A 23,492-nucleotide genomic window follows, 5' to 3' on the forward strand; every position below is an offset into this window, starting at 1 on the left:
CGTTCACGGTTCTACTAACTGGAGACGGTGCCGAGATCTTCCCGGAGGCGGGCGCGGGAGCCCGCCGGCCGCGGCCTCAGCGTGCGAGCAGGCCGCGCGCCGCGAGCTCCGGAGTCACCCCCTCGCCGAACCAGTAGGCCTCCTCCAGGTGCGGGTAGCCCGACAGGACGAAGTTCTCGATACCGAGCGCGTGGTACTCCTCGATCCGGTCCGCCACGTCCCCGTGGCTGCCGACCAGGGCGGTGCCGGCGCCGCCGCGCACCAGCCCGACCCCGGCCCACAGGTTCGGGGAGATCTCCAGCTTGTCGCGCGAGCCGCCGTGCAGCGCCAGCATCCGCTGCTGGCCGACCGACTCGCTCGCGCCCAGCGCCGCCTGCGCCGTGGCGATGGACGCGTCGTCCAGGTCCCCGAGCAGCCGGTCCGCCGCCGCCCAGGCCTCCTTCGCCGAATCCCGGGAGATCGTGTGCAGCCGGATGCCGAACTTCACCGTCCGGCCCCGCTCCTCGGCCAGCGAACGGATCCAGTCGATCTTCTCCTTCACCTCCTGCGGCCGCTCGCCCCAGGTCAGGTACACGTCCGCGTGCTCGGCGGCCACCGGACCCGCCGCGGCCGAGGACCCGCCGAAGAAGATCTCCGGCAGCGGGTCGGGCGGCAGCGCCGTCAGTCCGCCGTCGATCCGGTAGTGGTCGCCGTGGAAGTCGAAGGGCTGCCCGCCCCAGACACCCCGCACGACCGAGAGGAACTCGGCCGTGCGGGCGTAGCGCAGATCGTGCCCGAGGTGGTCGCCGAAGCGCCGCTGCTCCGCCGAGTCGCCGCCCGTCACCACGTTGAGCAGCAGCCGGCCGCGCGTGATCCGCTGGTACGTGGCCGCCATCTGCGCGGCCAGGGTCGGCGAGATCACCCCCGGCCGGAAGGCCACCAGGAACTTCAGCCGCTCGGTGTGCTGCGCGAGCGCCACCGTCGTCAGCCAGGCGTCCTCGCACCAGGTGCCGGTCGGGGTCAGCACCGCCTCGAAGCCGAGCCGCTCGGCCGCCTTCGCGATCTGCGCGAGGTACTCGATGTCGGGCTCGCGCACCCCGGCGGCGGCGTGGTTGTTGGCGTAGGCGTGCCGGTCGACCAGGGTGCGGCCGTCGCCGCCGGTCGGCAGGAACCAGTGCAGTCGTACCGTCATCAGGAGTCCTTCCCGTACGTGCGCGCGGGGGTGGTGGAGGGCGGCAGGTTCCCGTTGAAACGGGTGTCCACGAAGTCCTTGAAGACGACCTTGCCCGGGATCAGCTTCAGGTCGGTGAAGGTGTCGGCGATCTTCTGCTCGGAGGCCACGGCCGCATCGTCCACGGCCACCGGCACCCGGGTGCCGTTGCTCCGCTTCACCGCGTCGAAGGCCACCTCGTACGGCAGCCCGGTCTCCTTCGACCAGACCTTGGCCCACTCCTCCGGGTGCTTGAACACCCAGTCCTGGGCGCGCTGGATGCGCTCCAGGTAGTCCCCGATGGCCTTGCTCTTGCCCTCGTCCGCCAGTGCGCCGGGCGCCGCCACCTGGAAGCCGAGCCCGTTGACGACCCCTTCGCCGCTGGTCAGGATGCGGGCGCCGGAGCGCAGCACCTGGGAGGTGTACGGGTCCCAGACCGCCCAGGCGTCGACCTTGCCGCTGTTGAAGGCGGCCAGCGCGTCGGCCGGCTGGAGCAGGGTGATCTGCACGTCGGCCGGAGCCAGGCCGGCCTGCCGGAGGCTCGCGATGAGCTGGAAGTGCGCCGAACTGCCCTGCGCCACCGCGATCTTCTTCCCGCGCAGCTCGGCGGGGGACTGGAGGGCGGAGCCCTTGGGCACGAGGATCGCCTCGCCGGCGGAGGAGCCGTGCGTGGCCGCCACCACAGTGATCTTCGACTTCGCCGCGGCGGCGAAGACGGGCGGGGTGTTGCCGACGCCACCGATGTCCACGGCCTTGGCGTTCACGGCCTCCAGCAGCGGCGGACCCGAGGTGAAGGTGGACCACTTGATCGCGTAGTCCAGCTTGTCCAGTTCGCCGGCGGCGCGCAGCAGCGACTCGTAACCGCCCTTCTGGTCACCCACGCTGAGGGTGACCTTGGCGCCGCTCTTGGCGCCGTCCTTCGAGCCGGTACCGGTGTCGGCGGCCGAACTCCCGCCGCAGGCGGTCAGGGCCAGCGACAGGGGAAGCAGCGCGGCGAGCAGGGGCAGGGTGTGACGTCTCATGTCGCTTCTCTTCGATCTCTCGTACGGGAATCAGGGCAGGGGAGGCAGGGGAGGCAGGGGAGGCAGCGGGGCCGCTCGGAGCTCAGCCGACGCCGAGCTCGGCCAGCAGCCGGGCGCGCAAGGCGGCGAAACCGGGGTCGCCGACCGAGCGCGGCCGCTCCAGCGGCACCTCGGTGTCGTAGGCGATGCGGCCCTCGTCCATCACGAGCACGCGGTCGGCCAGCAGCACCGCCTCGTCGACGTCGTGCGTGACCAGCAGCACCGCGCAGCCGCGCCGCTGCCACAACTCGGCGACCAGTCGCTGGGCGTTGATCCGGGTCAGCGCGTCGAGCGCGCCGAACGGCTCGTCCAGCAGGAGCAGATCGGGCTCGCGGACCAGGGCGCGGGCCAGGGAGGCCCGCTGCGCCTCGCCGCCGGACAGGGTCTTCGGCCAGGCGTCGGTACGGTGTTCCAGCCCGACCTCGGCCAACGCCCGCTCCGCGCGGTCGCGTTCGGGGCGCCCGGGCAGGCCGAGCAGCACGTTGCGCCAGACCCGCTTCCACGGCATCAGCCGGGGAGCCTGGAAGGCCACCGCCCGGCGCTCGGGCACGAGGACCTCGCCCTCGATCTCCCGGTCCAGGCCGGCGAGCACGCGCAGCAGCGTGGACTTCCCGCAGCCGCTTCGGCCGAGGAGCACGGTGAACTGCCCGGCCCGCAAGGTCAGATCGAGGCCGTCGATGACGGCGCGGCCGTCGAAGGCCCGGGTCAGCCCCCGGACCCGTACGGCGGCATCGGCCGGGTCCGCCGTGACGGTGGTGGCGGCGGCGGTGGTGGTGACGGTGCCGGTCACTGGCCGGTGAAGGTCGGTCGCCATTGCAGCAGCAGCCTTTCGAGAGCGCGGACGATGAGGTCGGCGGTGAGGCCGAGGAAGGCGTAGACCACGAGGCAGACGACGATGACGTCGGTGCGGAAGAACTCACGGGCCTGGTTCATCAGGAACCCGATCCCGGCGTCGGCGTTGATGGACTCCCCGAACACCAGGGCCAGCCAGCCGGTGGCCAGCGAGTACCGCAGCCCGGTCATGAACCCGGGCAGCGCGCCCGGCAGTACCACGTGCCGTACCAGGCCCCACCGGCCCAGACCCAAGGCCCCGCCCGCTTCGATGAGTTGCTCGTCGACCCCGCGGATCCCGGCGTACACGTTCAGGTACAGGTGGAAGGCCGTGCCGAGGGCGATGAGCGCCACCTTCGGCGCCTCCCCGATGCCCATCCAGATGATGAACAGCGGGATGAGACCCACCCAGGGCACCGTGCGCAGCATCTGCACGCTCGCGTCGATCAGGTCTTCGCCCAGCCGGGAGAGCCCGGACAGCAGCGCCAGCACCGTCCCGACCGTCCCGCCCAGGACGAGCCCGATCGCCACGCGCTGGAGCGACACCCCCATCGCGGCGGGCAGGGTGCCGTCCGCGATCAGGCCGGCCGCGGCGCTCGCGATGGTCGAGGGCGGAGCGAGCGTATCGGCCGGCAACCAGCCGAGACTGCTGGCCAGCTGCCAGGCGGCGAGCAGCAGGAGCGGTCCGATGGTGCGTCTCGCCCAGCGGGGTGGGGAGCGCCGTTTCGCCGAGGCGGGCACGACCGGTACGAGCGCGGGGGCGGTGCCGGGTGAGTGCGCGAATGCCGTTTTAGGCGATGTATCCGGCCGGGCCTGGCTGGTCAGGGTCATGGGTGCTCCACGGAAGGGGAGGGGGAGGGGCGGGGCAGGGCGAAGCGCACGCCCGTCGGCCCCCACGCCGGTACGGAGGCGGAGTTCGGGGGTCGCGTAGCTCGGGGAACCGGAGCCGAGGAGGCCCAGAGCTGCGGAGAACCGAGGCCGCGGAGGTCCGGAGCCGCGGAGGTCCGGAGCCGTGGAGGACCGGGACTCCGGGGATCGGCGGCTCAGGAACTCAGAGGCTCAGGGCATCAGGAGATCGGAGGCTCAGGGCGTGCGAAAGGGGAGCGCGGAGCGCTCGTGTCGCAGGTGAAAGGGCGTCAGCAGCTGCGGCAACACGCGGCGGAGGCCACCCGCAGCAGGTCGATGTGACCGCGCGTGGTGAGCATGACTGAACGCAACATGCGGCGAAACTTAGCCATTCGCCCGCTCGGGGTCAATGGCGTCTCGATCCCTGGGATCCCGATCTCCCCCGTCGGGACGGGATCCGTCAGGAGCGGTGCGCGCGGAGCGTGGCCAGGACCTGGTCCCTGGGCTGGAGGGTGAGCCCCGGGAGGACTCTCGCGCGGGTCGGACCGCTGTCCAGGTGGAAGCGCTGGGCCACGACGGCCAGGACGAGGGCGGCCTCGACGAGGGCGAAGCGGGCGCCCAGGCAGGCGCGCGGGCCACCGCCGAAGGGGAACCAGGCGTGTTCCGGGATCTGGTGAGCGGCGTCCGCATCCCATCGCTCGGGGCGGAAGGCCTCCGGCTCCGGGAACCAGCGCTCGTCCCGGTGCATCGACCACGGGCTGGTCCACACCGACAGCCCGGCCGGGACCGGACGCCCGCCGAGGGTGGCGCCCTCCCTCGCCACCGCGGAGATCAGCCAGATCGGCGGGTAGATCCGCAGTGCTTCCTTGACCACCTGCTGGGTCCAGGGCAGCCGCGCGTAGTCCTCGTACGTCGGGAGCCGCCCGCCGAGCACGCGGTCGAGCTCCTCCGTGAGCCGTCCGCGTGCCTCCGGTGCCCCGGAGAGCAGTTGCCAGGCCCAGGTCAGGGTGGTCGACGTGGTCTCGTGGCCGCCGATGTACAGGGTGATCGACTCGTCCCGCAGCTCCGTGCGCGACAGCGGCCCGCCGTCCTCGTCGCGGGCGGAGAGCAGCCTGCTGAGCAGGTCGTCCCGCTCCTCGCCGGCCGCCGAGGCCGCCTCGTGCTCCTGGATGACGTGCTCGATCTCGCGGTCGAGGACGTCCACCGCCGCCCGCATCCGGCGCCGGCCAGGCGTCTGCACCCAGGGCGGCAGGAACATGGTCACGCCCCGGAACTCGGCGCTGAGTTCGCGCTGAGCGGTGGCCATGGCGGCGCTGATCGGGGCCTCCCGGCCGGCCGCGTCGCTCCCGAACAGGGTGCGCACCGCGATCCGTTGGGTGAGCCCGGCCATTTCCCGGTGCACGTCGATCCGCGCTCCGTCGCTCCAGCCGGATACCAGTGCGTCGGTGCACTCCACCATCGTGCCCGCGTACGCGCGCACTTGGCGCGGGCGCACCGAGGGCTGGACCAGTGCGCGCTTGCGCCGCCAGTCCTCGCCGGTGGCCACGACCACCCCGTTGCCGAGCAACTGGCGGAAGGCCCAGCCGAGTTCGGTCGGGCTGAAGGTGGACTCCACGGCGCCGAGCAACTCGCCGGCGTGCTCCGGCTGCGAGACCAGGACGTTGCGCTGCGGGCCGAGCGCCCAGGGCACCCAGTCCCCGTATTCGTCGCGCAGCGACTCGAAGAAGGCCAGCGGATCGCGGGCGAAGGCGGGGAGGTTCCCCAGCAGGGGCCAGCGGCGCGGTCCGCGCTCGGAGCCCGGGGGCAGCAGGGTGGCGGTCACCCCGGCATGGTGACAGCGCCGCCCGCAGGACGCCAGAGCATCCGGGAACGCCGGTGGGCCGGCGGAGACCCCGGGCGGCCGCTGAAGCCCGTGAAGCCCAAGAAGCCCGTGAAGCCCGGGTTCGTCCGAAGTGTCCGGGGTCTCCGGGCTGCCCGGTGGCTCAGGCCGCCCGGGCCGCCGTGAGCCAGGTGTAGGCGCTCTCCGCGCTGAACTCCGCCTGCCCGGAGGGGAAGAGGAGCCCGGCCGCCGCGAAGGCCGGGTCGTCGGCGGTGGCCGCCACGTAGGGGACGGCCACGCACCGCATGCCCGCGGCCTGTGCGGCCAGGGCGCCCGGGGCCGCGTCCTCGACGACCACGCAGTCGACGGGGTCCGCGCCCAGCCGGCGCGCCGCCTCCAGGAACACGTCCGGGGCGGGCTTGCCCTGTGCGACCTCCTCGGCGGACACCACCGTGGTCAGCAGCGCGTCCAGCCCGGTGCCCGCCAGGACCGCGTCGATGGCCTCGCGTGAAGAGCCGGAGGCCACCGCCATCGGGACGCCCTCGGAGTGCAGCCGCCGTACGAAGGCGCGCATCTCGGGGTAGGCCTCGGTGTGGGTCCGGGCGAGCTCCAGGTAGGCGGCGTTCTGCTCGGCGAGCAGTTGCTCGACCGGGGCCGGGATCCCGTACTCGTCCCGGAGGATCTCCAGGGTTTCCAGGGTGCCGATGCCGATGTGGCGGGAGTGCTGCTCCCAGGTGAAATCGGGGACCCCGTGGCGCTCCAGCGTGCGCCGCCCGGACTCGTAGTAGTTCGGCTCGCTGTCCACGAGGGTGCCGTCGAGATCGAATATGACGGAGATCATCCGTAGTGCCCGTCCTGCCGGTGCCTGTCCTGTACCTGTCCCGACCATCTTGTCAGGGTTTGCGCGCTGCCCGTCCCACGGACTCGACCAGGGGGAGGAGCCGGTGCGGCACCCGCTCGCGCAGCGCGACCTCGGTCCGGGTGCGGACCACGCCGGGCAGCCGGATCAGCCGCTGGATGACGTCCTCGAGGTGTGCGTTGTCCCGCGCGGCCACCCGGGTCAGCAGGTCCCCGCCGCCGGTGATCGAGAAGGCCTCGATGATCTCCGGTACGGAGGCCAGGGCGTCGCCGACCTCGTCCAGGTGTCCCTGTGTGACCTCGATGTGCACGAAGGCCAGGACGGGATGCCCGAGCGCGGCGGGGGAGAGGACCGGACCGGTCCCGGTGATCACCCCGGTGCGCTCCAGTCGGTCGAGCCGGGCCTGGAGGGTGCCGCGCGCGACCCCGAGGATCCGGGCGTACTCCCGGACGCTGGTGCGCGGCTGTTCGATCAGCAGGCGCAGGATCCGTGTGTCGAGCTCGTCCACCGCCATGCCGCGACTGTACCAACGCGGCCCCGATAACCGTACGTACCCGATTAAAGCACCCCCGTTAGTCGCGATGGGGCGGGTCGGGACGCCGGGGCGGCCGGGGCAGGAAGCCGCTGGTGCGGGCGCGGTACGCGGCGTAGCCGGGGCGGTCCGCCATGTGCCGCTCCAGCAGCCGTTTCCCGCTGCCGCCGATCAGCAGGTACGACATCACGAGCGGGGAGACCACCGACACCGCCACCGCTCCGCCCGAGGTCCAGGCGGTCAGCGACAGCCCCCACCACACGCAGAAGTCGCCGAAGTAGTTCGGGTGCCGGGTCCAGGACCACAGGCCCCGGTCCATGATCCGTCCCCGGTTCGCGGGATCGGCCTTGAACCGGGCCAGCTGGTGGTCGCCGACCGCCTCGAAGAGCAGACCGCACAGCCACAGCGCCGTACCCGCCACCGCCAGGACTCCGGGGCGCCCGGTCGCGTACGCCGCCGCCTGCACGGGCAGCGAGATCAGCCAGACCAGGGCCGCCTGGAGCAGGTAGACCATGCGCAGCGCGTACAGGTTCCGGTTGCCCGGGGCCTTGGCGAGCATCCGCTCGTAGCGTGGGTCCTCGCCGTGTCCCCGGCCCCGCCAGGCGATGTGCGCGGCCAGCCGCAGGCCCCACAGCACCGCCAGGACCGCCGGCAGCGGGTGCCGGCCGCCCGACAGTGCGTACGTGGCCACCGCGACGGCGACGAAGCCCAGGCCCCAGGCCACGTCCACCACGCGGTGCAGGCGCAGCCGGACCCCGACGGCGAAGGCGGCCAGCATGACGGCGAGGGCCGCCCCCGCCGAGACGGCCAGGTTGGGCCCGAAGGCGCCCCAGTTCACCGGGGACCACCGCCCGGCGCGAGCCCCTGCGAGGCCGTGCGTGTCAGCAGGAACTGGTGCACGTCCAGGTAGCCCGAGGCGAAACCGGCCTCGCAGTACGCCAGGTAGAAGGTCCACATCCGCCGGAACGTCGGGTCGAAGCCCAGCTCCGCCACCCGGTCGGCCCGCTCCGCGAAGCGCTCCCGCCACAGTCGCAGCGTCTGCGCGTAGTGGGCCCCGTAGGCCTGGGAGCGGGTCACGCGCAGCCCGGTGTGCGCACGCGCCATCTCCTCCACCACCCGCACGGACGGCAGCATCCCGCCGGGGAAGATGTACTTGTGGATCCAGGTGTACGTGGCCCTGGTGGCGAGCATCCGCTCGTGCGGCATGGTGATCGCCTGGAGCGCGACCCGCCCGCCGGGCGCCAGCAGCCGGTCCAGCGTGGCGAAGTACACCGGCCAGTACTCGGCGCCGACCGCCTCGATCATCTCGACGCTCACGATCGCGTCGTAGCTCCCCTCGGCCTCCCGGTAGTCGCACAGCCGCACCTCGACCCGGTCGGACAGCCCCGCGGCCGCGATCCGGCGCAGGGCCAGCTCCCGCTGTTCCCGCGAGAGGGTGAGGGTGACCACGTGCGCACCGCGCCGGGCGGCCCGTACGGCCAGCTCGCCCCAGCCCGTGCCGATCTCCAGGAGCCGGGTGCCGGGACCGGCCTCCACCAGGTCCAGCAGCATGTCGATCTTGCGGTGCTGGGCCTCGGCGAGCTGCTCCGGTCCGGCGGGCAGCGTGCGGAACACCGCCGAGGAATAGGTCATCGTCGGATCGAGGAACTCCGCGAAGAGCTCGTTCGACAGGTCGTAGTGGCGCTGGACGTTCGTCCGCGAGCCGTCCGGGGTGTTGCGCTCCGAGGCCGGGTGCCGGGAGGCCCACAGACCGCGCAGCCGCTGGAGCGGAGCCGGGACCAGCCCCGTCACGTGCCCGGCCAGGACCGTCAGGACGGCGACCGGGTCGCGCGCGTCCCACTCCCCGGCCAGGTACGACTCGCCGAAGCCGATCAGTCCCTCGGCCGCGATCCGGCGTTCGAAGGCGTCCGGGTCGTACACCGCCATCGCGGGGCCGCCCCGCCCCAGGGTCCCGTCGGGGCCCATCCGGACCTGGAGCGGCAACCGGTCCAGGGCCCGGCGGATCAGCAGCCGTCCGACGGCGGCCCTGGCCCGGGAGCAGGGCGGCACGGCCGGGGCGGTGGCGGTGGTGGTGGTCGACGTGCTCACTTCAGACCCTCCTGGGGTACGTGTCGGGGACGCGGCCGCACCGGCAGGCCGCGCAGCCACAGCCGGACGCCGTGGAAGCGGATGCCGACGCTGACGGCGGCGGTGGACCAGGGCCTGCGCAGCGCGGCGCGCAGCAGTCCGAGGGCGTCGGCGGGGCGGCGTTCGCCGCGGACGGTCGCGGTCAGGCGGGCGCCGTCCGTACCGCCGGTGAGCCGGACGGTCAGTGCGAGGTGTTCGCCCGGCTCGGGCAGCTGCATGCGGTAGGCACCCTCCACCGCGAGGAAGGGGGAGACGTAGAACTCCTTGGCGACCGGGGCGACCTCGAGGTCACCGCGGTCGCCCCGGGCGGTCTGCGCAGGGAGCAGGTAGCAGTGCCGCTCGCCGTACGTGTTGTGCACCTCGGCGACCACCTGGCGCAGGGAGCCGTCCGGGTCGTGGCACCAGTACACGGTCAGCGGGTTGAAGACGTGGCCGAGCACCCGGGCGTGCGCCAGCATCAACACCCGTGACCCCGGGGGGAGTCCGGCGCCGCGCGCCGTGAGGAACGCGTCCAGCCCGGCCCGGATCGTGGGGGCGCCGCCGCCGAAGTGGTCACGCGCCTCGAACCGGGCGAGCGGCCGCAACGGCCGGGGGAGGCGCGGGAGCCGGTCGAGGTCCACCAGCCACAGGTACGTGCGGTGCCGCAGCCGGTAGCGGCTCCCGCCCGACCGGACGTGCCGGATGTCGGCCAGGTAGAGGCGGGGCTCCATCGGCCGGGGTCCGGTCGGGCCGGGCTCGCTCGGACCGGGCTTGCTCGGACCGGGCTCGCTCGGGCCGGGCTCCGGCGGACGGTGCCGCGGCGGGCCGTGGTTCACCACGTCACCCCCAGTGCGGCGGCCGCCGCCACGCCCGAACGGCAGCCGTCCTCGTGGAACCCCCACCCGTGATAGGCGCCGGCGAAGGCCGTGACCGGCCCCGACAGTGCGGGCAGGAGCCGCTGGGCGGCCACCGACTCCGTGGTGTAGACGGGGTGTTCGTACTCCATCTCGGCCAGGACCAGCTCCGGCCGCACCACCCCGTCCGCGTTCAGCGTGACCACGTACGGCTCCGGCCCGTCCAGCCCTTGGAGCCGGTTCATGTCGTAGCTGACCCGTACGTGCGCGTCGGCCGGCCGACATCCCGACAGCCGGTAGTTCCAGCAGCCCCGGGCGCCGGGCCTGCGCGGCAGCACCGAGGTGTCGGTGTGCAGCACGGTCCGGTTGCGGGAGTAGCGGAAGGCGCCGAGCGCGGTGCGTTCCGCGTCCGTCGGATCGGCCAGCAGGCGCAGCGCCTGATCGGCGTGGACGGCGACGACCACCCCGTCGTAGAGGGCGGTGGCGCCGCCGGCGGTGGTGACCGACACGCCCTGCGGGGTGCGCGCCAGGGCCCGTACCGGAGTGGCGAGGTACACGGCGTCCAGCCGTTCGCGGACCCGCTCCACGTAGCGCGCCGAACCGCCCTCGACCGTGCGCCAGTTCGGCGAGCCGCCGACCGACAGCATGCCGTGGTGTTCCAGGAACCGGAACAGGTACCGGGCCGGGTAGCCGAGCGCCGTGTCCGGCGGGCAGGACCACACCGACGCCACCAGGGGGATCGCGAAGTGCGCGGTGAAGTAGGGCCCGAAGCGGCCCCGTTCGAGGAACTCGGAGAGGGTGATCCCAGCGGCGTCGGCGTCGGCGTCGGCGTCGGCCTCAGCCGTGCCGCCGGTCCCGGAGCGGGCGTCGTCGGCGGCCAGCAGCCGCCTCGCCCCCCGGTGGAACGCCGGGATCCGTGCCAGCATCCGCAGGTACTCCGGGTTCACGGCCGACCGGCGGCGGGCGAAGAGGCCGCGCGGCCCGCGCGCACCCGCGTACTCCAGCCCGCACCCCTCGCAGCGGACCGACAGGCTCATCGTCGTCGGCCGGGTGGCCACCCCCAACTCGCCGAAGAGCCGTAGCAGGTGGGGGTAGGTGCGGTCGTTGTGGACGATGAACCCCGAATCCACCGCCCGGACCACCCCGTCCGGCCCCTTCAGCTCGTGCGTGTGCGCGTGCCCGCCCAGCCGGTCGTCCGCCTCGTACAGGGTCACCTCGTGCGAGCGCGCCAGCACGTATGCCGCCGTCAGCCCCGACACGCCCCCGCCGATCACGGCCGTCCGCGGGCGCGGCGCCCCTCGCTCGGTCATCGTGTTCCTCCCTCTGCACCCCGTCACCCGGGGCACCCCGTCACCCCCTCTTCGGAGCCGAGGGGGGTCTTGGATGTGCCGTACGGGGGAATCCCGCATCCGATCCGGCGCGCCACGGAGAATCGGAGGGAGGGGGCGCAGATACCGAAGGAACAGCGCGCGAGGAGCGGAGACAGCCATGACGGGCAAGAACTGCCTGGTCACCGGGGCCACCGGATACATCGGCGGACGCCTCGTACCCGAACTCCTGGACGCCGGGCACCGGGTCCGCTGCCTGGCCCGCACCCCGGAGAAACTGCGTGACCATCCCTGGGCGGGGGACGCCGAGGTCGTTCGGGGTGACGTCACCGACCCCTCGTCCCTCGCCGGGGCGATGACCGGCATCGACGTCGCCTACTACCTCGTGCACTCCCTCGGCACCGGATCCGGCTTCGAGGAACGCGACCGGGACGCCGCCCGGGCCTTCGCGGACGAGGCCCGCGCCGCCGGTGTCCGCCGCATCGTCTACCTCGGCGGCCTCACCCCGGCGGACATCCCCGTCCGGTCCCTCTCACCGCACCTGCGCTCCCGCGCCGAAGTCGGGGAGATCTTCCTCGCCGGAGCCGTCCCGGCGACCGTGCTGCGCGCCGCCGTCGTCATCGGGTCCGGGTCCGCCTCCTTCGAGATGCTGCGCTACCTGACCGAACGGCTGCCCGTCATGGTCACCCCCAGCTGGGTCGGCACCCGCTGCCAGCCCATCGCCGTCCGCGACGTGCTGTGCTACCTCGTCGGCAGCGCCGGCATGCCGCCTGAGGTGAACCGGGCCTTCGACATCGGCGGGCCCGACGTGCTCACGTACGAGGAGATGATGCGCCGCTACGCCGCTGTCGCGCGGCTGCCCGCCCGCCTGATCCTGCGGGTCCCGATGCTCACCCCGAGGCTGTCCAGCCACTGGATCGGCCTGGTCACCCCCGTGCCGAGGGCGCTGGCCCGGCCGCTCGCCGAATCCCTGCGGCACGAGGTGGTGTGCGCGGAGCACGACATCGCCGTCCACGTCCCGGACCCGCCGGGCGCGCCCATCGGCTTCGACGAGGCCCTCGCACTGGCCCTCCGGCGCATCCGCGAGGCCAAGGTCACCACCCGCTGGTCCTCCGCCTCCGTCCCGGGCGCGCCGAGCGACCCGCTGCCCACCGACCCCGACTGGGCGGGCGGCAGCCTCTACACCGACCACCGGGAGCTGACCGTCGAGGCCCCGCCGGCCGCACTGTGGCGGGTGGTGGAGGGCATCGGCGGGGAGAACGGCTGGTACTCCTTCCCGCTGGCCTGGGCCGTACGGGGCTGGCTGGACCGGCTCGTCGGCGGAGTCGGCATCCGGCGCGGCCGCCGGGACGCGGCACGGCTGCGGGTCGGGGACTCCCTGGACTTCTGGCGGGTCGAGGAGATCGAACCGGGCAGGCTGCTGCGGCTGCGCGCCGAAATGCGACTGCCGGGGCTGGCCTGGCTGGAACTGCGCGCCGACCCGCCGCCCCCGGGGGAGGCCGGATCCCGCTACCACCAGCGGGCCCTGTTCCATCCGCACGGCCTGCTGGGCCACCTGTACTGGTGGAGCGTGTCACCGTTCCACGCCGTCGTCTTCGGCGGCATGGCACGCAACATCGCCCGCGCGGCGGAGCGCGCGGACGACGACGGCGCGGACGACGACGGCGCGGACGACGACGGCGCGGGCGCGACGCAGCCCCGCGGGCGGGCCGCGGACGGCGGCCCCCCGCCGGTCCCCTCCCCGGACCACGGGTGACCGTTCGATGGGAGAATCGGTTCCGTGACGACGGTATCCGGGGACTTCGTACTGACCATGGACGAACTGCGCGTCGTCGCACGCTACGTCCTGGGGAGCGCAGAGGGCGTTCTGCACGTGTTCGAGGAAGCCACGCCCGGCGATCCGCGGCCCCGTGCGGCCATCAACGCCGCGGGGGACTTCGTGAGCGGCGCCAGGAGGACCAACCTTCAGCGCGTCACCTCCTTGGACGCCCACCGGGCGGCGAAGGAAGCGACCACGGAAGCCGCACGGCTCGCTGCCCGCGCCGCGGGCGACGCCGCCTCCGCGGCCTACCTCCATCCGATCGCGAAAGCCACCCAGGTGGGACACATCCTGCGAGCCGCCGCGAGCGCGGCACGCATTGGCGAACTGGGCGCGGACGATGATTCCGCCGTCGGGCTCCGGCTGATCGAGGAGGCTCGTCAACGCGCCACACCCGTACTGATCGAAGTCCTGAACAGGTACCCCGCGGCACCGACCGGCAAGAGCCGTACCGCACAGCTCATGACCCTCCTGGACGCGTCCCTGCGCATGCCCCGCCGAACCGCGGGTTCGACAGCGGGCCGCAGCCGACCCCACGGGTGACCGCGGGGCGGAGCCTCCACGCGAACGTCCCCGGAGACACTCCGGGGAAACACCCCGGGCACTGCGCGGCAGCGCCGGCGCATCCGGACGGGGGTCCGGCGGCGAAGTACTCATGACACCCGGTACCCACATCCCCCACGCGGAGCGAACCCCATGAACGTCGCGGTGGTCCTCTACACCTCCGACCTCCGGCTGCACGACCATCCGCCGCTGCGGGCGGCCCTGTCCTCTTCCGAGCAGGTGGTGCCGCTCTTCGTGCGCGACCCGGCGGTCGCCGCCCCGCCCAACCGGCTCGCCTTCCTCGCCGACTGCCTCGCCGGCCTCGACGCCGGGCTGCGCTCCCGCGGCGGCCGCCTCGTCGTACGGTCCGGCGACCCGGTCGCCGCGACCATGGCCCTCGTACGGGAGGCCGACGCCGACGAAGTGCACATGGCGGCCGGGGTCAGCGCCTACGCCCACGCCCGTGAGGAGAGGCTGCGCGAAGCCCTCGAAGCCGAGGGCCGGAGGTTCCACGTCCACGACGCGGTGATCACCGCGGTGGCTCCCGGAGCCGTCACTCCCACCGGGTCCACCGGGTCCGATCACTTCGCCGTCTTCACCCCGTACCACCGCCACTGGTCCGAGCACCCCCTGCGGGCCGCCGCTCCCGCGCCCCGCACCGTCCCGGTGCCCGACGCGATCCGCTCCGAGCCCCTGCCCGAGCGCGCCGCCGTCACCGGGACCTCCCCGGGCCTCGCCCCCGGCGGGGAACCCGAGGCGCGCCGACTGCTCGCCCGATGGCTGCGCTCCGGCATCGACCGCTACGGCGAGACCCATGACGACCTGGCCGGCGACGCCACCTCCCGGCTCTCCCCGCACCTGCACTTCGGCACGCTCTCGCCCACCGAGGCCGTCCACCGGGCCCGCGCCGCCGGTGGCCCCGGAGCGGAGGCCTTCGTACGGCAGTTGTGCTGGCGCGACTTCCACCACCAGGTGCTCGCGGCCAGGCCCGGGGCCGCCGCCGCGGACTACCGGGACCGCGGCGACCACTGGCGCACCGGCCCCGCCGCCGAGGAGGAGACCCTGGCCTGGAAGGAGGGCCGCACCGGCTACCCGATCGTCGACGCGGCCATGCGCCAACTGGCCCACGAGGGCTGGATGCACAACCGCGGCCGACTGCTGGTCGCGAGCTTCCTCACCAAGACCCTGTACGTCGACTGGCGCATCGGAGCCCGCCACTTCATGGAGCTCCTCGTCGACGGGGACCTCGCCAACAACCAGCTCAACTGGCAGTGGGCGGCGGGCACGGGCACCGACACCCGCCCCAACCGGGTCCTCAACCCGGTCCGCCAGGGCCTGCGTTACGACCCCGACGGCGACTACGTCCACCGGTGGGTCCCCGAACTGGCCGGACTCCCCGCACCGCGCGTGCACGAGCCCTGGCGACTCCCCGGCCTGGAACGGGCGCACTACGACTACCCCGACCCGGTGGTCGGCCTCGCCGACGGCCTCGACCGCTTCCGCGAGGGCCGCGGGACGGGGCCGGGGCCGGGATCCGGGTGACGGTGCGCCGGCCCGCCGCGCCGTACGGTGGAGAGGTGGAGCCCGAAACCCCGCAGCCCCAGGCCCAGGCCCAGGCCCGCCCCCCGGCCCAGGCCCAGGCCCGCCCCCAGGCCGAGGCGCAGATCCCGCCCCCGCCCCCGCCCGTCGCCCTCGGCACCGGGGCCGTCGCCCGGCGCCTCGGGGTCTCGCCGACCACGCTGCGCTCCTGGGAGCGCCGCTACGCCATCGGCCCGGACCGTCGCGAAGAGGGCAGGCACCGGCGCTGGACCCCTGCGGACATCGCCCGGCTGGAGCTGATGTGCCGCCTCACCGCCCAGGGCGCGCCCCCGTCCGAAGCCGCCCGGGTGGCCCGGGGAGCCGCCCCGGACGGCCCGGCCGCGACAGATCCCGCCGCCCCGGCCCCCGGAGGGCCGCGCGCGCTGCGCCTGGGGGACGTCCGCCCGGAGTGCAGGGGGCTCGCGCGGGCCGCCGTACGGCTGGACGCGCCGGCCGTGGAGGACCTGCTGGCGTCCGTGCTCGCCGAGCTGGGGCCGGTCACCGCCTGGGAGGAGGTGATCGCGCCGACCCTGCACGCGGTGGGCCGCAAGTGGGCCTCGTCCGGGGAGCGTTACGTGGAGGTCGAGCACCTGCTCTCCTGGTACGTGTCCGCGGCCCTGCACCGGATCCGGCGGGTCCCGGAGCCGTTCCCGGCCCCGCCCGTACTCCTGACGTGCGCGCCCGGGGAGCAGCACAGCCTCCCGATGGAGGCGCTGGCCGCCGCCCTCGGTGAACGGGCCCTGCCCGTAAGAATGTTCGGGGCAGCCCTGCCGGCCGACGCCTTGTGCGAGGCCGTCCGGCGGACGGGCCCGCGGGCCGTCGTCCTGTGGGCGCAGTCCCGTACGACGGCGGACGCCGCGCTGGCCAGGTCGGTGGCGGGCATCGAGTGGGGCCCGCGCGGCGCCCGCGGCCACTCGGCTCTGCTGCTCGCCGGCCCCGGCTGGGGCGCCGGAGCCGCATCCCAACCCGCGCGCACGGAGCGGCTGTTCGGGCTACGCTCGGGGCTGGCCGTCATCGAATCGGTTGTGGCACCCCGGACTTCGGCGAATGCTCCGGGGAGCGCTCCAGGGACTGCCGCATGACGTGCAGCGCCCGCCGCATGTGGCTCTTGACGGTGCCCAGCGGGAGCCCGGTGCGGTCCGCGATCTGCGACTGCGTCAGGTCCGCGTAGAAGGCGAGCCGCAGCACCCGCTGCTGCGCCGACGGCAGTCGGGCCAACTCGCCGAGCAGCAGCACCCGTTCCACGGCACGCTCCGGCCCGGGCTCCGGTTCCGGCCGGCCCTGTGCGCAGACGCGCGAGGCGGCCCGGACCACCCGGGCCCGCCGGGTGCGGGCCTCCAGGGCGTCGGCCACCTTGTGCCGGGTGATGCCGGTCAGCCAGGCCCCGAGACCGCCCGGCCCGGGCCGGTACCCGCCGCGACCCCGCCACGCGGCGAGGAAGACCTGCTGGGTCACGTCCTCGGCCTCCCGCTCGTCGCCGAGCGAGCGGGAGGCCAGCGCGTGCACGAGCGGCCGCCAGCGCCGGTAGACCGCCGCCACGCAGTCCTCGTCGCCCTCCGCGAAACCCACCGCCAGCCGGGTGTCGTCCTGGTCGTCCATGCCCCGAGCCTCGCGAGCGCGGCCCCGCCGGCCAACTTGCACCGCTTGCGCATCGTTTTCTGCTCGCGCCGGGCCGCGACCCGGACGCCCCGGGCCCGACCGGCAGGATCCGAAAGAGACGCTAGTGCTGTGACCGGGAAGGTTCACCGGGTCGCGACGCCCGGCACGGCGCCTCGCCGCGTTGTCGGACCACGGAAGTACGTCCGGTACGAGCCGTGGCCCTCCGCCTTGCGATGCACCGCACCGGACGCCGCGACCCGGCAAACCTTCCCGGCCACAGCACTAGACCGAGGCCTCCCCGCCGGGGTGCATCAGCGGCTGGGTCAGTCGGTACGCAAGGGCCACCGCCAGGACCAGTACGGCGGCCGGCAGCAGCAGCCATCCCACCGACCAGCCGGTCCGTACGAGCAGCGCCCCGGCCAGTCCGCCCGCGAACATCGCGCCGACCGACCACGCCCGCCGCACCCAGGCCGCGGTCCCGTACCCGAAGGCCCGGTCCTGCCCGATGATCGAGCCGCCGAGGAAGGAGGTCAGCGAGCGGGTCACCAGGGTGGTCGGCACCCCGGCCAGGTTCACCCGCAGGCTCGTCACGTTCCGGATCCCCATCGCCAGCGACAGGACCGCCGAGACCAGCAGCTGCCGGGCGCCAGGAGCTCCGAAGCGGGGCACCAATCCCCATCCGGCGGCCGCGGCCGCCAGGATCAGCACCGCCTCGGCCGACAGCCCGGTCACGAACCAGCGCCGGCCCCGGCCCTCGACGAAGGCCTCCAGCCGGGCCCCGCACACCGCCCCCAGGGCGAACGCGCACAGCGAGACGGCGGGCGCCAGCGAGGGCACCGGGCCCGCGTGCGCCACGCCGAAGGCCAGGAACAGGACGTTGCCCGTCTGCATCGCCGTGAAGACGGGCCCGAGCGCCAGCAGGCTGACCGCTTCGATCAGCCCGGTCACCGCGGTCAGCACCAGCAGCAAGAGGGTCAACGGGAGTCGCGTCGTACGGGAACCGGGGCTCATGGGCCCCGACACTGACAGCTCCGGCTCGTTCGTCCGGCGCCGACATGCCGCAGGGACTAGGGTCCGAAGGGTGAGCGACCTGCTGCTGGTGAGGCACGGCGAGACCGCCTGGAGCGCGACCGGACGGCACACCGGGCGCACCGACGTCCCGCTGACCCCGCACGGGGTCGAAGAGGCCATCTCGCTCTTCCCGTACTTCCGGGACAAGCACCCGGCCCTGGTGCTCACCAGCCCGCTCCGCCGGGCCGCCGCCACGGCCGAGCTCGCCGGTCTGAGCGGGGGCCTCACGGACCCCGACCTGTACGAGTGGGACTACGGCGGCTACGAGGGTGTGACCACCGCCGAGATCCAGCGCGAGCGCCCCGCCTGGTCCCTGTGGACCGACGGGGTACCGCCCGGGGGCGCGGAGCACCCCGGCGAGAACGCCGCCCAGGTCGGCGCCCGCGCGGACCGGGTGCTGGCCCGGGTGGCCGGGGTGCTGGGCGAAGGCCGGGGCAACGTCGTCCTGGTCGCCCACGGGCACCTGCTGCGGGTGCTGACCGCACGCTACCTCGGTCTGCCGCCCGAGGCCGGACGGCTCTTCATGCTCCGGACGGGCACCTTCAGCGCGCTGTCCACGGAGCACGGCCTGCCGGTCATCGCGAGCTGGAACTCCCGCCCCTGGGGAACGCGGCCCTCGGGGACACCGACCCCGGGAACACCGACCCCGGGAGCACCGACCCCGGGAACACCGACCCCCGGAACACCGACCCCGGGAACGCCCGCTCCCGAACCGGTACGCCCGCCGCGATAGCGCTCCCCCCGCCTCGCGCGCGGCCGCCGTCTGCGTGACGATGCGTACATGGCCCACGATGGCTCGGACGGCGTGCCCCCTGAGAGCCCGGAACCGCTTCCGGGAACGAGGGCCGCCACGGACTCCGCCGGCGCGGACGCGGAACCCGGGCTCAAGGCCAACGCGATCGGCTTCCTCGACGCGCTCGTCATCGGCCTGAACTCGACCTCGCCCGCCTACTCCCTGGCCGCGGTCATCGGGCCGATCGTCGCGCTCGCCGGCATCTACGCGCCCGGTGTCATGCTGGCCTCCTTCGTCCCGATGCTGCTGATCGCCGCCGCCTTCTACTACCTCAACAAGGTCGACCAGGACTGCGGGACCACGTTCTCGTGGGTGACGCGCGCCATGGGCCCCTGGGCGGGCTGGCTCGGCGGCTGGGCCATCGCGATGACCGGCGTCCTCGTCATCGGCTCGCTGGCCGACGTGGCCGTGCACTTCGGACTGCTCGCCGCCGGACTCGACAGCTGGGCGGCGAACGAGGCCCTGCGCCAGAGCCTGACCGTTGTCGTGATCCTGGCCATGACGGCCGTATGCGTCATCGGCACCGAGATGTCGGCCCGGCTCCAGGACGTCCTCATCCTCGCCCAGGTCTTCTTCCTGCTGGTCTTCGCCGTCGTCGCCCTCTACCGGGTGTACGCGGGCACCAGCAGCCTCGACGGCACCAGACCCGCGCTCGAGTGGCTCAACCCCTTCGGCGCCGGCGGCGCCGCCCTCACCGGCGGACTGCTGCTCGGCGTGTTCATCTACTGGGGCTGGGAGTCGGCGGTCAACCTCACCGAGGAGGTCGAGAACTCGGCCACCGCACCGGGCAAGGCCGGCATCTGGTCCACCGTCGTCCTGCTGGTGACGTACCTGTCCGTCGGCTTCGCGGTCGTCGGCTACGCCGGGACGAAGTTCCTCTCCGAGAACGCGGGCGAGGAGGAGGCCGTCTTCGCGATCCTGGCGCACGAGGTCATGGGCGGCTGGGACTGGATCGTGCTGCTCGCCGTCTGCACCTCCGCGCTCGCCTCCACCCAGACCACGATCATCCCGGCCTCCCGTACCGCCCTGTCCATGGCCCGCCGGCACGCGCTGCCGCCGAACCTCTCGCACATCCACCCCCGGTTCCGGACGCCGGACGTGAGCACCTGGTGGGTGGCCGGCATCGCCATCGTCTGGTACCTCGCCGTCAACCAGATCAGCGAGAACGCCCTCCTGGACTCCCTGACCGCCCTCTCCCTGCTGATCTCGTTCTACTACGCGCTCACCGGCCTGGCCTGCGCCGTCTACTACAGGCGCCACCTGCTGGAGAGCGTGCACAACTTCCTGCTGATCGGCCTCGGCCCGGTGCTGGGCGCCGGTCTGCTGGCCTGGCTGCTCGTGCAGTCGGTGCGCGACATGTCCGACCCGGAGAACTCGGCGAGCGGCGTCTCCTGGTTCGGCCTCGGCCCGCCGCTGGTCATCGGGATCGGCATCGCCGTCGTCGGCGTGCTCGTCATGTGCTTCTGGCGGATCCGGGACGGCCGCTTCTGGCAGGAGCGGCGCGGCGTCGCCGACCCGGCCCTCGTCCACGCGGCCACGAAGCCCCGAAAGCCCGAAGTGCCGAAGCCCTGAAGCACCGAAGCTCCGAAGCACCGACCCCCTGAAGCGCCGAACCCCTGAACGCAAGCCGAGCCGAGCCGAGACGAGAGGAGCCCCGATGTCCGTCGTCCTCGGGTACGACGAGTCGCCCGGAGCCGAGCGCGCCCTGCGCGTGGCCCTGGAGGTGGCCGCCGCCTTCGGCGAGCCGCTCGTCCTCGTCTACGGGGCCGCGGCGCCGGGCCCCACCGGCGAGGAGTCCCGCGCGCACCGGGAGGCCGTCCGTGAGGCCGGCCGCAGTGCGCTCTCCCGGGCGGTGGAGGCCGCCGACGAGGCGGGAGTGCCCTCCACGGTCGAGGTGGCCGACGCGAAACCGGCCCAGGCGCTGCTCGACGCCGCCGAACGGCACGACGCCCGGGTGATCATCGTGGGGAGCTGGGGCGACAGCCCGATCCGCGGCGCCCTGCTCGGATCCACCCCGCACAAGCTCCTGCACCTCTCCCCGGTACCGGTCCTGTGCGTCCCGACCGAGCACGCCTCCGGAGACTGACCCGCCGCCCCCGGTCCGTTGGTCTTCCCATGGCCGAAGATCACGGCTTCCGGCTGTGCCAATGGCCCACCCGGAGCGGTCCGAGTTGAGCCAATGCCCCTGTGGATGCTTATCTGTGTCCTATCCATGTATCTACGGCGCCACGCAGCGCCGGACGGCAACGAGGCCGCTCCGGACCGTGGCGCCTTCGCCGTGCCCGTGTACCGCCCACCACCCCCGGGCGGACGCGGGTCCGGCGTGCTCCATCGCAAGGGGGGCGGCACACCGCCGTGAAGAGGATGTTCGTGGCTCCGGATCCGGGGCGCGCAAGACTCAGGAACGCCACGCGGGCCGTCATCGGTGTCGCTCTCGCCGTGGCCGTGGCCGAGCTCTGCGGGCTCTCCCTCGTCGCGTCGATCACCGGGGGACTGGCGGCCCTGCTCGCCCTCTTCACCGTGACCGACTCGACGGTGCGCGCCCAGCGGGTGACCACCGCCCTGCTGCCGGCCGCCGGATTCCCCGTGCTGGCCCTGGCCACCACCCTGCACGGCGTACCGCTCGCCCGCGACGCCGTGTTCGTCGCGGTGGTGTTCGCCGGCGTCTACGCCCGCCGGTGGGGGGCGCGCGGCCACGCCCTCGGCATCTTCGCGTTCATGAACTTCTTCGTCACGCAGTTCCTGCACGCCCGGCCCGGGCAGCTGCCCGAGCTCTACGCGGCCGTCGGCCTGGCCCTCCTGTCGGCCGGCATCGTGCGGTTCGTCCTGTGGCCGATCGAGCGGCGCGTCCCGCCCGCGGCCGTCCCGCCCGCGGCGCCCGGGACCGGGCTGGCCCGGCCCACCACCCGCCAGGCCTTCCAGGCCACCGCCGCCTGCGCGGTCGCGCTGGGCATCGGCCAGATCCTGTCGCAGGACCGCTGGTACTGGGCGGTCGGCACCGCCTGGTGGATCTTCGTCAACACCGCCTCGCGCGGCGAGACCCTGGTCCGCGGCTTCCGCCGGGTCCTCGGCACGGTGTTCGGGATCGGCGCGGGCCTGCTGATAGCCATTCCGCTGAACGGTGCACCGGCGCCCACGGCCGTCCTGGTGGCGCTCTGCGTCTTCGGGATCTTCTACACCGCGGCCGTGTCCTACAGCTGGATGATGCTGGCCGTGACGGTGATGGCCGGCCTGCTCTACGGACTGCTGGGCGTGCTCGACCCCGGTCTGCTCGTCCTGCGCCTGGAGCAGACGGCCGTCGGCGCGGTGTGCGCCGGGCTGGCCGTGATCCTGGTGCTCCCGGTGACCACCCACGCGACCAACGACATGTGGATCCAGCGCGCGCTGCGCTGCGTGCGCACCTGCACGGCCGAGGCCGCGGCCCGGCTCGCCGGCTCCCCGGTCGCCGACCCCGCGCCGCACGCCGCCGAGCTGGAGCTGTTCCTGGGCCGGGTACGGCTCTCCCTGGCTCCGCTCGTCCACCCGCTGAGCCCCTACCGCGGCCGCAAGGCCAGGGCCCGCCGGGTGCTCGCGCTGCTCGACGAGTGCGCCGCGGAGGTCCGCGGGCTGGTCTCGGTGGCGGCGGACCCGGACGCGAGCCACGACGCCCGGCTCGCGGCTGCGTGCTGGCGCGTGGAGGCAGCCGTAGAGGCCTTGCTGACGCCGGAAGCGGAACGCGGCACGGAGGCGGAGCTCCGGTCGGCAGCCGGGGCCCCGAACCCCGCGCGGGCCGCCTCGGAGCCCGCGCTGGCGCACCTGCACGGTCTGGAGCGGCTCCTCGCCCAGCTCGACGGCCCCCTGCGCACCGCGTCACGCTCGCCGCTGGTGGGCGCCTGATCCCGGCGGCCCGGGCGCGTCCCGGCCGGCGTCGAGGACTCCGGCCTTGGCGAGGCTGAAACCGAGTTCGGCCCTGCTGCGGCTCGCGAAGCGGGTCGCAGCGCGTTTGATGTGCGCGCCGATGGTGCGGGTGCTCAGGCCGAGCCGCTGGGAAATGGCCTCGTCCGTATGCCCCCGCACCATGAGTTCCAAAATCGCCTGCTGGATTTCGTCGGTGAGTCGGGGAGGCTGTTGGCCCGTCGTGTCGAACTCGACGGGCACCGCCCGTTCCCACACGGCCTCGAAGGTCTTCATGAGGTATTGGATCAGTCCGGGTTCGCGGATTTCCAGGGCGTACGACTCCTTTCCGCTCTCGGCGAGCACCGCGATGAACGCGGCCGACCGGTCGCACACGATCAGCCCCTCGAACCTTTCGCCCACCGTCCGCACCTCGGCGCCCTCCCGGGTGACCCGTTCGATGTGGGCGAGCGTCGGGCCGTGCGCGCGGACCGTGTGGCCGTAGATCGTGCGCTGACGGACCCCCCGGCCCGCGGGCGCGAGGTCGCGGGGCAGCGCGTCGGCGAGCACGCCGGAGGGGCGGCCGCCCTCGGGGTGCGCGCTGAGGAGTTCCTCCGAGCAGGCCTCCAAGGCGCCCTGGACGGCGGTGTCGATGACATCGCGGCCGATCAGCGGCTGCACGTGGTCCTGGTGGCGCCGGCGTTCGTGCCGGTAGACGGCGTCCATCGGGGAGAGGGCGGCGATCATGTCGTCGAGCGCGGCCCGCTGGTCCAGGATGGCCCGCTTGATCG

21 protein-coding genes and 1 pseudogene are annotated in these 23,492 nt (G+C 73.8%); 8 read left to right on the top strand and 14 right to left on the bottom strand.

Features of this window, described 5'->3' with window-relative positions:
• Positions 1 to 76: 76 nt before the first annotated feature.
• The 11 genes from ACFWBW_RS17835 to ACFWBW_RS17885 all read right to left on the bottom strand — a co-directional run bounded on the left by ACFWBW_RS17835 (position 77) and on the right by ACFWBW_RS17885 (position 11,407).
• Complete coding sequence (locus ACFWBW_RS17835) at positions 77 to 1,171, bottom strand: LLM class flavin-dependent oxidoreductase (RefSeq protein WP_385373428.1); 1,095 nt, start codon at positions 1,169 to 1,171, stop codon at positions 77 to 79.
• The gene (locus tag ACFWBW_RS17840; protein WP_385373430.1) at positions 1,171 to 2,211 is read right to left on the bottom strand and encodes an ABC transporter substrate-binding protein; all 1,041 of its coding nucleotides are present in this window, start codon (positions 2,209 to 2,211) and stop codon (positions 1,171 to 1,173) included. The genes ACFWBW_RS17835 and ACFWBW_RS17840 overlap by 1 nt, the downstream gene beginning before the upstream one ends.
• A gap of 82 nt (positions 2,212 to 2,293) precedes the next feature.
• On the bottom strand, positions 2,294 to 3,064 hold the full coding sequence (locus ACFWBW_RS17845; protein WP_385373432.1) for an ABC transporter ATP-binding protein: 771 nt from the start codon (positions 3,062 to 3,064) through the stop codon (positions 2,294 to 2,296).
• Positions 3,037 to 3,912 (bottom strand): ABC transporter permease, encoded by an 876-nt coding sequence (locus ACFWBW_RS17850; RefSeq protein WP_385373434.1) that lies wholly within the window; start codon positions 3,910 to 3,912, stop codon positions 3,037 to 3,039. The genes ACFWBW_RS17845 and ACFWBW_RS17850 overlap by 28 nt, the downstream gene beginning before the upstream one ends.
• A 475-nt stretch (positions 3,913 to 4,387) precedes the next feature.
• Positions 4,388 to 5,749 carry a cytochrome P450 gene (locus ACFWBW_RS17855; protein WP_385373436.1) on the bottom strand — a complete coding sequence of 454 codons (1,362 nt, stop codon included), beginning with the start codon at positions 5,747 to 5,749 and terminating at the stop codon, positions 4,388 to 4,390.
• A 160-nt stretch (positions 5,750 to 5,909) separates the two neighbouring features.
• Entirely contained in the window at positions 5,910 to 6,587 is a 678-nt protein-coding gene (locus ACFWBW_RS17860; protein WP_385373438.1) for an HAD family hydrolase, read from the bottom strand.
• A gap of 52 nt (positions 6,588 to 6,639) precedes the next feature.
• Positions 6,640 to 7,119 (bottom strand): Lrp/AsnC family transcriptional regulator, encoded by a 480-nt coding sequence (locus tag ACFWBW_RS17865; RefSeq protein WP_385373440.1) that lies wholly within the window; start codon positions 7,117 to 7,119, stop codon positions 6,640 to 6,642.
• A gap of 58 nt (positions 7,120 to 7,177) precedes the next feature.
• The gene (locus ACFWBW_RS17870) at positions 7,178 to 7,915 is read right to left on the bottom strand and encodes a DUF1295 domain-containing protein (RefSeq protein ID WP_385373474.1); all 738 of its coding nucleotides are present in this window, start codon (positions 7,913 to 7,915) and stop codon (positions 7,178 to 7,180) included.
• A 56-nt stretch (positions 7,916 to 7,971) separates the two neighbouring features.
• Positions 7,972 to 9,285: a class I SAM-dependent methyltransferase gene (locus ACFWBW_RS17875; protein WP_385373442.1), complete on the bottom strand. Its 1,314-nt coding sequence runs from the start codon at positions 9,283 to 9,285 to the stop codon at positions 7,972 to 7,974.
• Entirely contained in the window at positions 9,222 to 9,974 is a 753-nt protein-coding gene (locus ACFWBW_RS17880) for a DUF1365 domain-containing protein (protein WP_385373444.1), read from the bottom strand. Before ACFWBW_RS17880 ends, ACFWBW_RS17875 begins: the two co-directional genes overlap by 64 nt.
• Before the next feature lie 101 nt (positions 9,975 to 10,075).
• The gene (locus ACFWBW_RS17885; RefSeq protein WP_385373446.1) at positions 10,076 to 11,407 is read right to left on the bottom strand and encodes an NAD(P)/FAD-dependent oxidoreductase; all 1,332 of its coding nucleotides are present in this window, start codon (positions 11,405 to 11,407) and stop codon (positions 10,076 to 10,078) included.
• A gap of 178 nt (positions 11,408 to 11,585) precedes the next feature.
• Here ACFWBW_RS17885 and ACFWBW_RS17890 point away from each other — a divergent pair, with 178 nt between their 5' ends.
• The 4 genes from ACFWBW_RS17890 (at position 11,586) to ACFWBW_RS17905 (ending at position 16,447) form a co-directional block, all read left to right on the top strand.
• Entirely contained in the window at positions 11,586 to 13,181 is a 1,596-nt protein-coding gene (locus tag ACFWBW_RS17890; RefSeq protein ID WP_385373448.1) for an SDR family oxidoreductase, read from the top strand.
• 24 nt (positions 13,182 to 13,205) lie between these two features.
• The gene (locus tag ACFWBW_RS17895) at positions 13,206 to 13,787 is read left to right on the top strand and encodes a putative immunity protein (RefSeq protein ID WP_385373450.1); all 582 of its coding nucleotides are present in this window, start codon (positions 13,206 to 13,208) and stop codon (positions 13,785 to 13,787) included.
• A 153-nt stretch (positions 13,788 to 13,940) separates the two neighbouring features.
• Positions 13,941 to 15,329: a cryptochrome/photolyase family protein gene (locus tag ACFWBW_RS17900; RefSeq protein WP_385373452.1), complete on the top strand. Its 1,389-nt coding sequence runs from the start codon at positions 13,941 to 13,943 to the stop codon at positions 15,327 to 15,329.
• Positions 15,330 to 15,451: 122 nt separating this feature from the next.
• Positions 15,452 to 16,447, top strand: a complete 996-nt coding sequence (locus tag ACFWBW_RS17905; RefSeq protein WP_385373476.1) for a MerR family transcriptional regulator — start codon at positions 15,452 to 15,454, stop codon at positions 16,445 to 16,447.
• Here ACFWBW_RS17905 and ACFWBW_RS17910 read toward each other — a convergent pair.
• Both ACFWBW_RS17910 and ACFWBW_RS17915 read right to left on the bottom strand, forming a co-directional pair.
• Positions 16,377 to 16,964, bottom strand: coding sequence for an RNA polymerase sigma factor (locus tag ACFWBW_RS17910; protein WP_385373454.1), 588 nt, complete (start codon positions 16,962 to 16,964; stop codon positions 16,377 to 16,379). The two genes, ACFWBW_RS17905 and ACFWBW_RS17910, sit on opposite strands and share 71 nt — an antisense overlap.
• Positions 16,965 to 17,246: 282 nt before the next feature.
• Positions 17,247 to 17,942, bottom strand: coding sequence for a YoaK family protein (locus ACFWBW_RS17915; RefSeq protein ID WP_385373456.1), 696 nt, complete (start codon positions 17,940 to 17,942; stop codon positions 17,247 to 17,249).
• A 103-nt stretch (positions 17,943 to 18,045) separates the two neighbouring features.
• Here ACFWBW_RS17915 and ACFWBW_RS17920 point away from each other — a divergent pair.
• The 4 genes and pseudogenes from ACFWBW_RS17920 to ACFWBW_RS17935 all read left to right on the top strand — a co-directional run.
• A pseudogene (locus ACFWBW_RS17920) lies at positions 18,046 to 18,636 on the top strand (histidine phosphatase family protein); the annotation flags it as partial.
• Between the two features lie 180 nt (positions 18,637 to 18,816).
• Positions 18,817 to 20,400 carry an APC family permease gene (locus ACFWBW_RS17925; protein WP_385373458.1) on the top strand — a complete coding sequence of 528 codons (1,584 nt, stop codon included), beginning with the start codon at positions 18,817 to 18,819 and terminating at the stop codon, positions 20,398 to 20,400.
• 85 nt (positions 20,401 to 20,485) lie between these two features.
• Complete coding sequence (locus ACFWBW_RS17930) at positions 20,486 to 20,914, top strand: universal stress protein (RefSeq protein WP_385373460.1); 429 nt, start codon at positions 20,486 to 20,488, stop codon at positions 20,912 to 20,914.
• Between the two features lie 278 nt (positions 20,915 to 21,192).
• Complete coding sequence (locus tag ACFWBW_RS17935; protein ID WP_385373477.1) at positions 21,193 to 22,704, top strand: FUSC family protein; 1,512 nt, start codon at positions 21,193 to 21,195, stop codon at positions 22,702 to 22,704.
• On the opposite strand, the gene ACFWBW_RS17940 is transcribed toward ACFWBW_RS17935, so the two are convergent.
• Positions 22,678 to 23,492 (bottom strand): LuxR C-terminal-related transcriptional regulator (locus tag ACFWBW_RS17940; protein WP_385373462.1); only part of this gene is annotated, 815 nt, incomplete at its 5' end. The genes ACFWBW_RS17935 and ACFWBW_RS17940 overlap by 27 nt on opposite strands.

This window comes from Streptomyces sp. NPDC059957, assembly GCF_042730015.1.
Lineage (GTDB): Bacteria > Actinomycetota > Actinomycetes > Streptomycetales > Streptomycetaceae > Streptomyces.